The sequence below is a fragment of the Variovorax sp. GW821-FHT10D07 genome (assembly GCF_059415325.1).
In genome coordinates this window covers 216,914-231,902 of record NZ_JBWKMZ010000003.1, presented here as the reverse complement: position 1 = coordinate 231,902, position 14,989 = coordinate 216,914, and the positions used below count along the sequence as shown (strand labels likewise).

The window sequence follows — 14,989 nt, the reverse complement described above, 5'->3', positions numbered from 1 at the left end:
CACACTGGTCGCCCGCCGTTGCGCTTCACGAGCCCGCATGACCTCCACCACCCCTTCCTCGGCGAGCGAGGGCCTTCGCGCCAGCTTCCTCGCATTCCGCCACACGGTGTTCGAACGCCACGAATTCGACGCGATCGCCCGCTTCCTGCATCCCGACTTCAGCAGCAGCTCGCCGATGCTGCGTGGCCGCGGCCCGGCGATGTACGCGGACTTCGCGCGCCTGCTGCTCGCGGGCCTGCCCGACCTGCGGCCGCTCGAGCAGGTGGTGCTGGTCGAGGGCACGCAATTGATGGCGATGACCCGATGGGCCGGCACCCACACCGGCAACTTCCTCGGCGCGCCGCCCACCGGCCGCGCGCTGCGCTTCGCGACCGCGGACCGCTATGACACGAAGGACGGGCTGCTGCTGCGCCACTGGGACGTGGTCGACCGGATCGAGGCCTCGATCGAGGCCGGGCTGCTGCGGCGCGCGGCGCCGTGAAACACGGCGGCCGGAACGCTCACAAGGTGTGAAGAAACCGTAGCGAGCGCCCCGAGGTCGCGCCGAGGACCGCAGCCGTACTCACGTACGGTGAGGACCGCAGGTGCGAGATCGGGGCGCGCAGTAGGTTGATTCACACCTTGTCACTCCTCGCTGGTCCACTCCACCTGCACGCCGAGGCTGCGCAGGTTCTCGACGAAGCGCGGGTGCGCGCGGCGGATCGGCGTGGCGTTGCGGATCTCGGAGCGGCCCTCGATGCTCGAGGCCACCATGAACAGCGCGATCGCCACGCGGATGATGTAGGGGCTCTCGACCACCGCGGGCACCAGCGGGGCACCGCCGAAGGTGATGAGCCGGTGCGGGTCGGACGAGAACACGTGAGCGCCGAACTTCGAGAGCTCGCCGGTCCAGCCCAGCGCGCCGTCGTAGACCTTGTTCCAGAACATCGCGTTGCCCTGCGCGCGCACGCCCAGCGCGATGAAGATCGGCAGCAGGTCGACCGGGAAGTACGGCCAGGGCGCGGCCTCGACCTTGGTCAGCACGTTGGCGGTGAACGGCGTCTGCACCTTGAGCGGCCCCGAGCGCACGGCGCGCGACCAGCCATCCTCGTGCACGATCTGCACGCCGAACTTGGCGAAGGTGCGGTCGATCAGCGGGAAGTTGGCCGGCGCGCTGTTGCGCACCACCACGTCGCCGCCGGTGATGGCGCCGAGCGCGAGGAAGGTGGTGATCTCGTGGAAATCCTCGTCGAAGCGGAACTCGCCACCGCCCAGCGCATGACCGCCATGCACCGTGAGGCGCGAGGTGCCGATGCCGTCGATACGCGCGCCGATCATGGCCATGAAGCGGCAGAACTCCTGCACGTGCGGCTCGGAGGCGGCGTTGGTCAGGGTCGAGGTGCCTTCGGCACCGACCGCGCACAGCACGAAGTTCTCGGTGGTGGTGACCGAGGCGTAGTCGAGCCAGTGGTCGGTGGGCACCAGGCGCCCGTCGGTGCGCACCAGCAGCGAGCCCTCGGCGCGCTCGACCTGGCCGCCGAAGCTGCGGAACACCTCCACGTGCGGATCGATCTCGCGCACGCCCAGGGTGCAGCCCTTGACGTTGTCCTCGAGCCGCGCCACGCCGAAGCGCGCCAGCAGAGGCGGCACCAGCATGATCGAGGAGCGCATCTCCTCGGGCAGCCGGTGGGCGGCGGCGTCGAACACGGTGTCGCGGTGGTGCAGCGCGAGCGTGCCGGTGGCGTGGTCGAGCTGCACCTCGCTGCCCAGCGTGCGGAAGATGTCGAGGATCTTGCGCACGTCGGTGATGTCGGGCACGCCGTGCAGACGCAGCGGCTCGCGCGTGAGCAGGGTGGCGCAGAGGATCGGCAGCACCGCGTTCTTGTTGGCCGACGGCGTGATGCGGCCGCGCAGCGGCGTGCCGCCGTGGACGATGAGATTGGACATGTGTGTGTGGGACCCCTGTGTGGGGTGAATGATAGGCGGCGACAGCCTTCGCTAGGCCTCGTGGCCCGGCGTGCGGCGCGGAATCCAGTGGGCCAGCACGCCGGCCGCGGCGAAGGCGAGGCCGCCCGTGACGGCAATGCCCGCGGCCAGCGAGAGGCTGCCCGCGAGGAAGGACAGCAGCGCCGGCCCGCAGGAGGCGCCGATGTCGGACATCAGCCGCCACACGCCGAGGAAGTGCGCACGGCCATGGCGCGGCGAATGGTCGGCGCCCAGGGTCATGATCATTCCCGAGCCGATGCCGTTGCCGAAGCCGATCGCCAGCGCCGCGACCAGCAGCGTGGCGGCACCCGTGGTCAGCGGCATCAGCAGCATCGCGAGCCCCATGATCAGCATCGAGGGCACCGCGACCCAGCGCCGGCCCTTCTGGTCCATCACCTTGCCGGCCGGGTAGAACACCAGCATGTCGATGCCGCCGGCCATGCCGTAGATCAGCGAGGCCACCGAGGGCGCCAGCGCGAGGTGGTCGGCCCACAGCGGGATCACGGCCTGGCGCGAGGCGCGCACCGCGCTGACCAGGGTCACGGCGATGCCCAGCGTGAGGAACACGCGGCGATGGTCGCGCAGGGTCGAGACGATGGTGGGCTTCGCGGGCGCGGCCTGGCCCGGCGGCGCGGGCGGCAGCTCGAGGTCGGGAATGCGCGCGCCCAGGATGGCCGCGCCGGCCACCGCCACGATGCCGAGCACATAGGCCGCCATCAGGCCGAAGAAATGCACCGCGCCGGCCGCCAGGAAGGGGCCGATGAACATGCCGATGCGCATCACGCCGCCCAGCGTGGACAGCGCCCGCGCGCGGTACTCGACCGGCACCGCCTCGCTCATGTAGCTCTGGCGCGCGAGGTTGTAGACCGCCTGCGACATGCCGACCATGAAGCAGCCGAGCGCGAACAGGCCCAGGTGCGAGGTCCACACGCACAGTGCCATGCCGAGTGCGCTCCAGGCGCCGGCCGCGACGATGGCCCAGCGCTCGCCCCAGCGCATGGTGATCATCGAGGCCGGGATGTTGTTGAGCAGCGAGCCGATGCCGATCAGCGCCATCACCAGCGCCGCCATCGGCACCGAGGCGCCGAGCTCGCGCGCCGTGAGCGGCACGATCGGCAGGATCGCACCCTCCCCGATGCCGAACAGCAGCGAGGGCCCGAAGGCCGGCACCGCGATGCGCCACAGCGAGAACGAGGCCTGGGGGGTGGACGAGGAGGTGGAGACGGCGGGCGGGGACGACATGCGGCGAGGGCTCTGGCTGGATGCCCTGGCCGCGCGGGGCGCGCAAGGCGCGGCCATTGTCCCGCCGATGGCCCCAGGCCGCAGGCGCGCCGCGCAGTGCCCGATGGGGCGGGTACGGCATTGCGGCCCCGGGGCAGCGCGGGCGCTCAGCCCCGCATCGCGTTCGCCACGATGCGCACCGCCGAGGCCACCACGTCGTTGCGCGTCTTGGCGCCCTTGTCGCCGGGGAAGGTCAGGTACACCGCGAGCACCAGCGGCGCGCCCGAAGCCGGCCACAGCACGCCGACGTCGTTGTTGGTGCCGTAGTCGCCCGCGCCGGTCTTGTCGCCCACGGCCCAGCCGGCCGGTACGCCGGCCAGGAAGCGCTCCTTGCTGGTGGTGTTGCCGCGCAGCCAGGCCTCGAGCCGCGCGCGCTGCGGCGCGGCCAGCGCATCGCCGAGCACCAGCCGCTGCACGCTGGCGGCCATCGCGGCCGGGCTGGTGGTGTCGCGCGGATCGCCGGGGATGGCGCTGTTGAGCTCGGTCTCCCAGCGGTCGAGGCGGAACACCGTGTCGCCGATGGAGCGCGCATAGGCCGTGACGCCGGCCGGCCCGCCGAGCTGGTGCATCAGCAGGTTGGCGGCGGCGTTGTCGCTGTACTGCAGCGTGGCGGCGCACAGCTCGGCCACGGTCATGCCGTCGGCCAGGTGCTTCTCGGTGATCGGCGAGTTCGGCAGCAGGTGGGCGCGGGTGTAGCTCAGGCGGCGCTCGAGCAGCGCCGGTTCCTGCGCGGCGCCGCGCTGCAGGATCGCGGCCGCGAGCATCAGCTTGAAGGTGCTGCACATTGGAAACAGCTCGTTGCCGCGGTGCGCGATGCGCGCGCCGCTGCCGGTATCGAGCGCGTGCACGCCCAGGCGGCCGCCGCAGTCGCGTTCGAGCGCCGCGAGCCGGGCCTCGGCGTCCGGGCCGGCGGCGGACCAGGCGGCGCAGGCGCTCGCGAGCGGCACCGCGCTGGCGGCGGCGAGGAGCGTACGGCGTCGGATGGGTGTGTTCATGGGTGTCTTGGTGCGAAGAGAGTGGTTGGATGAGACCGCATCGTAGGAACGGGGGCCCCGCGCCACCAGCGCGAAGGGGGCGCGGGGCGTCCCGGCTGTATCGGGTGTAACGGCGCTTGCCCCTTTCAAATTCAACCAAAGGGTTGAACGAAATCCGGAACCGGCCTATATTCAACCTCATGGTTGAACTTGAACTACCCACCGAGCGCCAGGACCAGCGGCTCGACGCCATCTTCCACGCGCTGGCCGACAGCACGCGGCGCACCATGCTGCAGCTGCTGGCCCAGGGCGACTGCAGCGTGGGCGAGCTCGGCGCGCCGTTCCGCATGAGCTTCGCCGGCGCTTCCAAGCACGTGAAGACGCTGGAGCGCGCGGGCCTGGTGTCGCGCACGGTGCAGGGCCGCGCCCACGTGTGCCGGCTCGAACCCACGGCGCTGGCCACGGCCGACGCCTGGCTGCGCTACTACGAGGGCTTCTGGGGCGGCCGCCTCGATGCGCTCGAGCAGGCGCTGCGCGAGGACGCCGGCTGATTTCTTTCCCCACCCGATACAAGGAGCAACACCCATGACCACCACCGAACGATTCGGCCGGCTCGTCGAGCCCGGCACCCTGCGCATCGAGCGCCTGCTGGCCGCGCCCGTGGAGCGCGTCTGGTCCCACCTGGTCGATCCCGAGAAGCGCGCGCGCTGGCTCGCGGGCGGCACCATGGCGCCGCAGCCCGGCGCGGTGTTCGAGCTGCGCTTCGAGCACACCACCCTCTCGGGCGAGGCCGCGCCCGAGCGCTACGCGGCCTACCGCGCGCCGCACCTGCAGAAGTCGCGGCTGCTGCGCATCGAGGCGCCGAGGCTGCTGGTCATCAGCTGGGGCAGCGAGGCGGACGACGCCTCCGAGGTCACTTTCGAACTCGCGCCGCAGGGCGATGCGACCCGTCTCGTGCTCACGCATCGGCGCCTGCCCGATCGCAAGGAAACCGTCAGCGTGGCCAGCGGCTGGCATGCGCACCTCGAGGTGCTCGAGGCGCTGCTCGAAGGCCGCGCGCCCGCGGGCTTCTGGACCTCGCTGGCGGCGATCGAGCAGCACTACGAGGCGCAGATCCGCTGAAGCGCACGCGCTCGACCACCACGGGGGCCTTCGGGCCCCTTTTCTTTTTCGGCCGGCGCTGTCGCGGCGCTGTCATGCAGCTCGCGCAGCATTCGAGGCATTGGTTGTATTTGTGGATTTTGTTGTAAATCACATTCATCTGCCCAAGTGCACATGAATGCATCGATCGCCGGCAAGCCACGCATGACCAGGAATGCCTTCGTGCCGGGGCGGGTTGAGTGCCCGCCCCGGCGTTCTTGACCTGCCGGAGTTCCCCGATGACAACGCCGAGAGGCCGCCTCGCGCGCGCCGCCCTGTGCCTGACCCCCGTGCTACTGCTGGCCGCCTGCGGCGGCGGTGGCGGTGGTTCGACCCCCTTCCTTCCCGTTCCACCGCCCGCGCCGGCCCCCGCACCCGCGCCCTCCCCCGCGCCGGCACCCCGCCCCAAGGCGCTGGTCATCGGCGTCGACGGCGTGCAATACGCGGCCCTGCAGCAGGCGCTCGGCGATGCGCGCATGCCCGCGCTGCAAGGCCTGGGCACCTTGCTGCCTTCCTACACCGGCGGCGTGCTCGGCCAGCGCACGCAGCAGCAGGCCACCGACGGGCCGTCGTGGGCCACGCTGCTGACCGGCGGCTGGGCCGACCGGCACGAGATCCGCTCCAACTACGAAGGCCAGGCCTTCGGCGCCGACACCGTCTTCAAGCTGCTCAAGCAACGCCGCGCCGACACCCGCAGCGCGGTGGTCGCGAGCTGGAGCGGCCTGCCGCAACTGCTGCGCACCGACAAGGCCGCGGGCTACCTCGAGCTCGCGAAGGACTGCGACGGCAGCGACGACTGCGTCTCGACCGAGGCCGCGGGCGCGCTCGAGAGCGGCGGCTACGACCTCGTGGTGGCCGACTACCAGGGCCCGGCGCAGGTCGCCGACGTGGCGGGCTACGGCACCGACTACCAGAACGCGCTCGCGCAGGTCGACAAGCAGATCGCCACGCTGCGCTCCGCGCTGGCGCGGCGCCGCGCGGCCCAGCCGCAGGAGGACTGGCTGGTGGTCGTCGCCACCACCCACGGCCTGGGCGCCACCGGCGTGGCCGACGGCATCCCGGTGCCGTCGAACCTCGCGACCGCGCTGGTGCTCGACCGTCGCGCCAACCTCGACGCAGCAGCGCCCGCCGGGCTGCCCGCGGACATCGCCGACTGGTACGGCTACGCCTCCACGGCCGACATCGCGCCCACCTTGCTGACCCACCTGTCGGCCCTGCCCACGGCCGACAAGTACGCGATCGACGGCGCGCCGCTGTTGGGCGCGCCCGGCGTGCGCCGGCTCGCCGCGGTGGCCAACGACAAGCGCAACGGCATCCGCCTGAGCTGGACACTGCCGGCCGCCGTGGCCTCGATCACGGTGCTGCGTGACGGCGCGGCCGTGGCCACGCTGCCCGGCACGGCCCTGGGCTTCGAGGACACCACCATGCCCTTCGACGCCAGCGGCACCTATGCCTACGACTACACGGTGGTGGCCGACAAGACGCCGGTCTCGCTGCGCGCCTCGCTCGACTACGTGAAGCCGATCGTGCTGCTGCCCAGCGTGGCCAACGGCCTCACGCACCTGTTCCCGCTGAACGGCGCGCTCGGCGATCGCATCGCCGGCGGCCAGGTCTTCGCGCCCTGGGTCAAGGGCGCCACCGCGGTCTACGCGACGGCCGGCGACGGACCGCTGGGCAGCGGCACGCGCGCACTGCTGTCGACCGACTACACGGGCGCCACGGTCTGCGCAGCCTGCGACGGCGGCTACTCGATCCCGACCGCCAGCGTGACGAGCACCAGCGCGCCCTTCAGCTTCGGCTTCTGGTTCCGCTCCGACGCCACGCGCTCGGGCATGCCGGTGATCTCGAACAAGGACTGGGGCAGCGGCAACAACCCGGGCCTCGCGATCGGCCAGTACGGCAGCGCCCTGCGCTTCAACATCGGCCGCGGCGGCGCGCGCCTGGGCGACAAGGACCTGGGCTTCAGCGCCAACACCTGGGCCTATGTCGCGATGACGGTCGACGTGCCGGCGCTGAAGGTGAGCTACTACGTCTTCGATCCGGCGCTGGGCCTGCAGAGCAGCTCGGCCACGCTGACCAGCGCCTTCGCGGCCGCGCTCAACGGCCTCAACAAGGGCTTCTCGCTCAACGAGGACGGCGACGGCGGCTACGGCCCGAACTATCGCAACGGCAATGCGAGCAACACCATCGCCGGGCGCTTCGACTTCGCCGAGTTCGCGACCTGGAACCGCGTGCTGAGCGCGGCCGAGATCGAGTCGATCGCGCGCTCGCGCGGTTCGCTGACCACGCTGGTGCCCTGAGGAGAGACACGCATGCGCAACCCAACGATGCAACGCGCGGCCTGCGCCCTGGCGCTGCTCGCCGCCACCGTGCTCACGGCCTGCGGCGGCGGCGGAGGGGGTGGCGGCGCCATCGCCCTGCCGCCGGCCACCAGCCTCGTGCCCAACGACCCGGCCACCGCCGGTCCGCCGATCGAGGCGCTGACCCCGCCGGGCGGCACGCCCGATTCTCAACTGCCGCCGCGCCGTCCCGAGTCGGTGCGCTGCGCGCCCTGAGCCCGAACACCATGAGCGACAAGCAAGCATCCCCTTCCCGCCGCGGCTTCCTGCGCGGCGCCGCCACCACCGCGGGCGCGGCCGCCGCGCTCGGCCTGCTGCCGCCCGGCATCCGCCGCGCGCTGGCGATTCCCGCCACGCAGGAGACCGGCACCATCAGCGACGTCAAGCACGTCGTGATCTTCATGCAGGAGAACCGCTCCTTCGACCACTACTTCGGCACCCTGCGCGGCGTGCGCGGCTTCGGCGACCGCTTCCCGGTGCCGCTGGCCAACGGCAAGCCGGTGTGGCAGCAGCCGCCGACCTCGGGCAGCGGCACCTGCGTGCCCTTCCGCTACGACACCACCGCCACCAGCGCGCAGCGCACCACCGGCATGGCCCACAGCTGGTCCGACGGCCAGCAGGCCTGGAACGGCGGGCGCATGAACCAGTGGGTGGCGGCCAAGACGGCGCGCGCGCTCGGCTACTACACGCAGAGCGACATCGCCTACCAGTTCGCGCTGGCCGATGCCTTCACGCTGTGCGATGCCTACCACTGCAGCGAACTCACCGGCACCAACTCGAACCGCCTGTTCCTCTGGAGCGGCACCAACGACCCGCTGGGACAGGGCGGCGGTCCCGCGATCGACAACTCGAACGACGACCTCGCGAACGCGCCCGGCTACGACTGGACCACCTACCCCGAGCGCCTGGAACAGGCCGGCGTGAGCTGGCAGATCTACCAGGACATGGCCGACAACTACACCGACAACCCGCTCGAAGGCTTCACCAGCTTCCGCAAGGCCTACTACGCGGCCGAGCCGACCGAGGCGCAGCGCTCGCTCAAGGCGCGCGGCCTGTCCACGCGCTCGCTCGACGCCCTGGCCGATGACGTGAAGGCCGGCCGCCTGCCGCAGGTGAGCTGGATCGTGGCGCCCGAGAAGTACTCGGAGCATCCCGGCCCCTCATCGCCGCTGTGGGGCGCCGAGTACACCGAGCGCGTGCTGAACGCCCTCACGGCCGATCCCGCGGTCTGGAGCCAGACCGTGCTGTTCATCATGTTCGACGAGAACGACGGCTACTTCGACCACATGCCGCCGCCCTCGATCCCCTCGCTGAACGCCGACGGCAGCGAGGCCGGCATGAGCACGGTGTCGACGCTGGGCGAGCGCAACGACCTCAAGGCGCCCTACCGCGGCTCGCCCTTCGGCATGGGCTGGCGCGTGCCGATGTACGTGGTGTCGCCCTGGAGTCGCGGCGGCTGGGTCAACTCGCAGGTGGCCGACCACACCTCGGTGGTGCGCTTCCTCGAGACCCGCTTCGGCGTGATGGAACCCAACATCAGCCCCTGGCGGCGCGCGGTCGCGGGCGACCTCAGCACCTGCTTCGACTTCGCCACGCCCAATGCGGCGCTGCCCGCGCTGCCGCACATCGACGGCAAGGCGGCCGACGATGCCATCGCGAAGCAGCTGCTGCTGCCCACCCCGGTCGCGCCCGCGCCGGGCACCGGCACCCTGCCGCAGCAGGCTACCGGCGTGCGCTACTCGCGCGCCCTGCCCTACGAGCTGCACACCAGCGGCCGGCCCGACGTGGCGCAGCAGAAGTTCTGGCTGGTGTTCGGCAACACCGGCGGCGCGGGCGCGGTGTTCCATGTCTACGACCATCTCGCGCTCGACAAGGTGCCGCGCCGCTACACGGTGGAGCCCGGCAAGCTGCTCAACGACGCCTGGGCGGTGGCGGCCGGCGGGCGCTACGACCTCTCGGTGTTCGGCCCCAACGGCTACTTCCGGCGCTTCGGCGGCAAGCTGCCGGCCGCGCTCGCGGGCGGCACGGCGCTGCCCGAGGTGCGCGTCTGCTACGACGCCGCCAACGGCGACGTGCACCTGGAAATGCACAACCTCGGCAACATCAGCTGCACCGTCACGGTGGCGCCGAATGCCTACCGCACCGACGGTCCGTGGACCTTCGCGCTCGCGCCGGGCCAGGTGGTGGTGCAGAAGTGGGACCTGGCACCCGCGAAGCACTGGTACGACTTCAGCGTGACGGCCAACGTGGACGACGGCACCAGCTACCTGCGCCGCTTCGCGGGCCGCGTGGAGAACGGCAGCCACGGCATCAGCGATCCGGCGATGGGCCAAGCGGGCTGAGCGTCACGCGCCGCCCGCACGCCTCCCGCACAATGGCGCCGGTCCGCCACCGGCGCCATCGCTCCCTCTCCCATCGGCATCCCATGCTCCAAGAAGAACGATTCCTGCGCATCCGCAGCCTGCTGGCCACCTTCTCGCGCCTGAGCGTCGAGCGGATCATGCAGGACCTCGCGGTCTCGCGCGAAACCGTGCGCCGCGACCTGCTCGAGCTCGAGGGCCTGGGCGAGCTGCGGCGGGTGCATGGCGGCGCCGTGGCCACGGGCGCGGAACCCGAGCCGCCGCTGGCGGTGCGGCTGGTGGCGCGGCAGCGCGAGAAGCGCGCCATCGCCCGGGCCGCGATCGCGCTGCTCGAACCGGGCCAGACCGTGTTCCTCGACACCGGCAGCACCACCGCGCTGCTGGCCGAGGCGCTGGCCACGCTCAGCGGCATGACGGTCATCACCAACTCGCTGAGCATCGCGCTCAAGCTCGCGGGCGCGGCCGAGGGCCGCGACACCGGCGGGCGCACCGTGCTGCTCGGCGGCGAGATCGACGTCAAGACCCAGGCCACCTGCGGCGCCGGCACGGTCGAGGAGATCCGCCGCTACCGCGCCGACGTGGCGCTGCTGTCGCCGGTGGCGATGCATCCCAAGCACGGCGCGATGAGCTTCGAGCACCACGAGGCGGCGATCGCGCGCGCCATGGCCGAGCAGGCGCAGCAGCTCGTGATCCTGGCCGACCACGCCAAGATCGGCCAGGCCAGCCGCGTCACCTATGCGCGCAGCGCCGACATCGACGTGGTCGTCACCGATGCGGCATCGCGCGACATGCCGGCGCTGCCGGCGCTGCGCCGCGCCTGCGAGCGCGTGGTGCTGGCCTGAGGCTTTGGCATCATCGCGGGATGGAAATCCATCCCCGTCCCCTGGTCATCGTCAAGCTCGGCGACACCTTCGACGCCCTGCGCGAGACGCACGGCGACTTCGAGCACTGGATCGCCGACGGCCTGGCCAGCGACACGCTGCCGATTGCCGTGATCGATCCGCGCCGCGGCGACACGCTGCCCGATCCCGCCGCCATCGCGGGCGCGGTGCTGACCGGCTCGCATGCGATGGTGTCGCACCGCGAGGACTGGAGCGAACACACCGCCGGCTGGCTCGCGCGCGCCGTGGCGCAGGGCACGCCGGTGCTTGGCATCTGCTATGGCCACCAGTTGCTCGCGCATGCGCTCGGCGGCGAGGCCGGCGACCATCCGCGCGGCCCGGAGATCGGCACGGTCAGCGTGGTGCTCGAGGAGGCCGCCGCCACCGACCCGCTGCTGGGCGGCCTGCCGGCACACTTCGCGGCCCACGCGGTGCACTGGCAGAGCGCGCTGCGCCTGCCCGAAGGCGCGGTGCGACTGGCCGGCAGCGCGCACGACCCGGTGCATGCCTTCCGCGTCGGCGACAGCGCCTGGGGCGTGCAGTTCCATCCCGAGTTCGATGCCCACGCGATGCGCGACTACATCGATCGCCTGGCCGGCCCGCTGAAGACGGCCGGGCTCGACCCCGAGGCGCTGCGCGAGCGCGTGCAGGCCACCGGCGATTCCGCGCAACTGCTCGGCCGCTTCGCACGCATCGCCGAGGCGCGCCAGGGGCTCTGAGCCTCCTGCCGCTTCAGTACTGCACGCGCAGCGACAGCGTCGCGTTGCGCGGCGACCCGTACCAGCCCTGGTTGAAGAAGGCCACCTGCGAGTAGTACTTGCGGTCGGTCAGGTTGTTGATGTTCAGGGTGGCCGAGACGTTCTTGCGGATCTCGTAGCGCGCCATCAGGCTCACCAGCGCATAGCCCGACTGCGCGACCACGGTGGAGCGGTTGGCCGGCGGCGCCATGACGGTCTCGTAGGCGCGGCCCTGCCAGTTCACGCCCGCGCCCACGGTCAGCGCGCTCCAGTCGCCCGGCAGCCGGTAGCTGCTGAAGATCTTGAGCTGGCTGCGCGGATGCCCGGTGTTGATCGGCGTGCCGTTCGCGGCGCGGGCGCGGAAGTGGGTGTAGCCGGCCGCGAGGTTCCAGCCGCGCGCGATCTCGCCGCTGAGTTCGAGGTCCACGCCCTCCACCTTCGCGCCGGCCACCGCGCGGTAGGCCTGGGTGTTGGGCACGCCGCCCGCGGTCTGGCCGGCGATGGCCTCGGCCAGGTTGTCCTGGCGCGTCTGGAACAGCGCGAACGCGCCGTTGAGCCTGCCGTCCGCGTAGGCCGCCTTGAGGCCCAGCTCGAAGCTCTTGCCGGTCACCGGGTCGAGGATCTCGCCGGCCGCGTCGCGGTTGTTCTGCGGCTTGAAGATGCTGGTGTAGCTGGCGTAGGCCGTGTAGGTGTCGTCGATGTCGTAGAGCAGGCCCGCATAGGGCGTGATGCGGTCGCGGTGCTCGTACCTGCGGATGGCGCCGAAGTAGTTCTGATCGGTCTTCCAGTTGCTCACGCGCGCGCCCACGATCAGGTGCAGCGGATCGGCCAGCGAGAAGCGCCCCAACGCATAGGCGCCGTCCTGGCGCGCGCGCATGGTGTCGGCCTGCGAGGGCACGCTCGACCACAGCGGCTCGGCGATGCGGTCGACGCGCCAGTCGAAGAAGCTGCCGATCGGCGGCTGGTTCAGCGCGCGGTACTGCGGCAGGTCGAGCCGGTCGTCGAAGCGCATCCAGCCGAGAGAGAACTCGTGGTCGCGGCCCAGCAGGCGGAACGGGCCGCCGAGCGTGGCGTGGACGGCGCGGCGCTTCAGTTCGCCGTCGTAGTAGATGTACGACGGCGCCACGCTCATCGCGCCGGTGAAGGCATTGACGGCGCCGCCGCGGTAGAGGTGCTTCATCATCATGTCGGTGCTGGCGTGGCTGTAGGCCAGGCGCGCGGTCCAGCGGTTGGCGAAGCGGTGCGTGAGGTCGAGGAAGGCGGTGGTGGTGTCGGTCTCGGCCCGGGTCCATGTCGTGTTGCTGGCCACGGAGCGGTCGAAGTCGGTGCGCCGGCCGTCGGTATAGAACAGCGGGAAGCCGGCACCGAAGCCGCGCGTCACGGTGTCCTGCTTGCTCAAGCCCAGCGTGAGCTCTGTGGCCGGCGTCAGGTCGGCGCTGAGCACGCCGTAGAAGGTGTTCGAGCGGTTGCCTAGAAAGGTGGTGTAGCTGTCGCCGTCCGAATGGGCCGCCACCAGGCGCGAGCGGATGCGCCCGTCCTGCGTGAGCGGCGCCGAGATGTCGACCTCGGCGCGCCGGAAATTCCAGCTGCCCACCGACACGCCGGCCGAGGCCGCGAACTCGCGCAGCGGCCGCTTGCGCACGAAGTTGATCGCGGCCGACGGATTGCCCGCGCCGGTCATCAGGCCGGTGGCGCCGCGCACCACCTCGAGCCGGTCGTAGATGGCGGTGTCGAGGTTGCTCTCGCCGAAGGACCAGGGCGACAGCACCGGGCTCACGAGGCCGTCGAACTGGTAGCTGTCGATCGCGAAGCCGCGCGCCGACACCGAGAGCCGGTTGGCGTCGCTGCGCGTGATCGAGATGCCGGTGACGCTGTTCAGCATGTCGCCCGTGGTCTGCAGGCCCTGGTCCTCGACGATCTGGCGCGTGACCACGCTGACCGATTGCGGCGTCTCGCGCGGCGAGAGCTGCAGGCCGGTCGCGGTGCGCGCGGCCTTCGTGGTGTACGACTGCGTGCCCTCGGTGGTGGGCCTGACGGCCGTGCCGGTCACCTCGATGGCGGGCAGCGCGGCGCTCGATCCGGCATCGGGTGCCTGCGCCAGCGCGGACATCGAGGGCAGCGCCGCGCCGAACAGCAGGTGCAGGGAATGGCGCCGGAACGGCGCGGTAGAACGGAAGGCAGTCGGCATGGCGGCGGTGAGGACAAAGGGTTTAGCGACAAATGAGAATTGTTACTATCTGGCGATGCACCGACCTATGCCGAAGCGCGGCAAACGTATGCCGGGCGCCGAAAGCGAAGCGGCCCTCGCGCCCGGCGTTTCGCCGCGCCGCTTCAGCGCCGCCGACTTCGACCGGCTCGGCCGCGACGCGGGCTTCCGCTACCGCCTGCCCTATCTGTCGGGCGCACCGCGCGACCCCGAGGCGCTGTGCATCGCCGAGGGCCGCGTCGAGACGCATGCGCTGGGCCCGGGCCTGACGCTGGCCGCCTCCGACATCGTGGTGCACCACCACTACGAAGCCACCTCGCAGGCGAGCCCGCGGTTCTCGGCCATCGTGGTGCTGCAGGGCCAGGCGCAGGCCGCGCTGGGCCGCGGCGACAGCGTGCCGATGCGCACGCACGGCGGCCTCAGCGCCGCCTATGGCGACGGGCTGTCGATGACCGGCATCCACCCGGCACGCCAGCGGCTGCGCAGCATCAACGTGTCGGCCGCCGCGCCGCTCGGCACGGGCGACGCGCAGCTCGACGAGCTGATCGCCGCCGCGCTGCGCTCGCCGGCCGGGCGACCGCGCCACTGGGCGGTGCCGCCGCACCTCGTGCAGGCCATCGAGCAGGTGCTCGGCGGCCAGTGGCAGGGCCCGCTGCAGGCGCTGCTGTGCCAGGGCGTGGGCCTGCAGCTGCTCGCGCATGCGCTGGCCGATGCATCGCCGATGGCGCCACCGCTGCCGTCGTCGCGCGAGCGTCAGCTGCTCGAGCGCGTGCGCCAACGGCTGCACGACGCGCCCGAGGAACACCACACGCTCGAGGCGCTGGCCCGCCTCGCCTGCATGAGCCAGAGCACGCTGCGCCTGAAGTTCCGCGCCGCCTACCAGTGCTCGGTCTTCGAATGGCTGCACGAGCGGCGCATGGCGCTCGCGCGCGAACGGCTGGCGCAGGGCCTGAGCGTGCAGGAGGCCGCGCAGCTCGTGGGCTACCGCCACGCGACGAACTTCGCGACCGCCTTCCGCAAGCGCTTCGGCGTGGCGCCGAGCGGCCGCGAACGCCGCTGACGCCGTCCGCGCCCGCGCGTCGGAGCGCGACTACATCGGGGCCCCG

At 71.8% G+C, this 14,989-nt stretch carries 13 protein-coding genes; 9 read left to right on the top strand and 4 right to left on the bottom strand.

Annotated elements, in window-relative coordinates; genetic code table 11:
- The first annotated feature begins 37 nt into the window (after positions 1-37).
- Positions 38-481, top strand: a complete 444-nt coding sequence (locus tag AC07PU_RS11470; protein WP_495317564.1) for an ester cyclase — start codon at positions 38-40, stop codon at positions 479-481.
- A 143-nt stretch (positions 482-624) separates the two neighbouring features.
- Here the strand turns inward: AC07PU_RS11470 and AC07PU_RS11465 are convergent, their stop codons facing one another.
- The 3 genes from AC07PU_RS11465 to bla form a co-directional block, all read right to left on the bottom strand.
- On the bottom strand, positions 625-1,926 hold the full coding sequence (locus AC07PU_RS11465; protein ID WP_093344681.1) for a UDP-N-acetylglucosamine 1-carboxyvinyltransferase: 1,302 nt from the start codon (positions 1,924-1,926) through the stop codon (positions 625-627).
- Positions 1,927-1,977: 51 nt separating this feature from the next.
- Positions 1,978-3,207 carry an MFS transporter gene (locus AC07PU_RS11460; RefSeq protein WP_208510735.1) on the bottom strand — a complete coding sequence of 410 codons (1,230 nt, stop codon included), beginning with the start codon at positions 3,205-3,207 and terminating at the stop codon, positions 1,978-1,980.
- A gap of 146 nt (positions 3,208-3,353) precedes the next feature.
- Positions 3,354-4,241 (bottom strand): class A beta-lactamase, encoded by an 888-nt coding sequence (gene bla / locus AC07PU_RS11455; protein ID WP_495317561.1) that lies wholly within the window; start codon positions 4,239-4,241, stop codon positions 3,354-3,356.
- A 179-nt stretch (positions 4,242-4,420) separates the two neighbouring features.
- On the opposite strand from bla, the gene AC07PU_RS11450 reads away from it, so the two are divergent.
- The 7 genes from AC07PU_RS11450 to AC07PU_RS11420 all read left to right on the top strand — a co-directional run bounded on the left by AC07PU_RS11450 (position 4,421) and on the right by AC07PU_RS11420 (position 11,659).
- The gene (locus tag AC07PU_RS11450) at positions 4,421-4,771 is read left to right on the top strand and encodes an ArsR/SmtB family transcription factor (protein WP_495317559.1); all 351 of its coding nucleotides are present in this window, start codon (positions 4,421-4,423) and stop codon (positions 4,769-4,771) included.
- A 34-nt stretch (positions 4,772-4,805) separates the two neighbouring features.
- A complete protein-coding gene (locus AC07PU_RS11445; protein WP_495317557.1) occupies positions 4,806-5,342 on the top strand; it encodes an SRPBCC family protein in 537 nt (178 codons plus the stop codon).
- Between the two features lie 257 nt (positions 5,343-5,599).
- Positions 5,600-7,660: a LamG-like jellyroll fold domain-containing protein gene (locus AC07PU_RS11440; RefSeq protein ID WP_495317555.1), complete on the top strand. Its 2,061-nt coding sequence runs from the start codon at positions 5,600-5,602 to the stop codon at positions 7,658-7,660.
- Between the two features lie 12 nt (positions 7,661-7,672).
- Positions 7,673-7,915, top strand: a complete 243-nt coding sequence (locus AC07PU_RS11435; RefSeq protein WP_495317553.1) for a hypothetical protein — start codon at positions 7,673-7,675, stop codon at positions 7,913-7,915.
- A gap of 11 nt (positions 7,916-7,926) precedes the next feature.
- Entirely contained in the window at positions 7,927-10,041 is a 2,115-nt protein-coding gene (locus tag AC07PU_RS11430) for a phosphocholine-specific phospholipase C (protein ID WP_495317551.1), read from the top strand.
- Between the two features lie 83 nt (positions 10,042-10,124).
- Positions 10,125-10,901, top strand: coding sequence for a DeoR/GlpR family DNA-binding transcription regulator (locus AC07PU_RS11425; protein ID WP_203201563.1), 777 nt, complete (start codon positions 10,125-10,127; stop codon positions 10,899-10,901).
- Positions 10,902-10,921: 20 nt separating this feature from the next.
- The gene (locus AC07PU_RS11420) at positions 10,922-11,659 is read left to right on the top strand and encodes a glutamine amidotransferase (protein WP_495317549.1); all 738 of its coding nucleotides are present in this window, start codon (positions 10,922-10,924) and stop codon (positions 11,657-11,659) included.
- Positions 11,660-11,672: 13 nt separating this feature from the next.
- Here AC07PU_RS11420 and fauA read toward each other — a convergent pair whose 3' ends face one another.
- Positions 11,673-13,865, bottom strand: coding sequence for a TonB-dependent alcaligin siderophore receptor FauA (gene fauA, locus AC07PU_RS11415; RefSeq protein ID WP_495317547.1), 2,193 nt, complete (start codon positions 13,863-13,865; stop codon positions 11,673-11,675).
- Between the two features lie 88 nt (positions 13,866-13,953).
- On the opposite strand from fauA, the gene AC07PU_RS11410 reads away from it, so the two are divergent.
- Complete coding sequence (locus AC07PU_RS11410) at positions 13,954-14,943, top strand: helix-turn-helix transcriptional regulator (RefSeq protein WP_495317545.1); 990 nt, start codon at positions 13,954-13,956, stop codon at positions 14,941-14,943.
- The last annotated feature ends 46 nt before the right edge of the window (positions 14,944-14,989 follow it).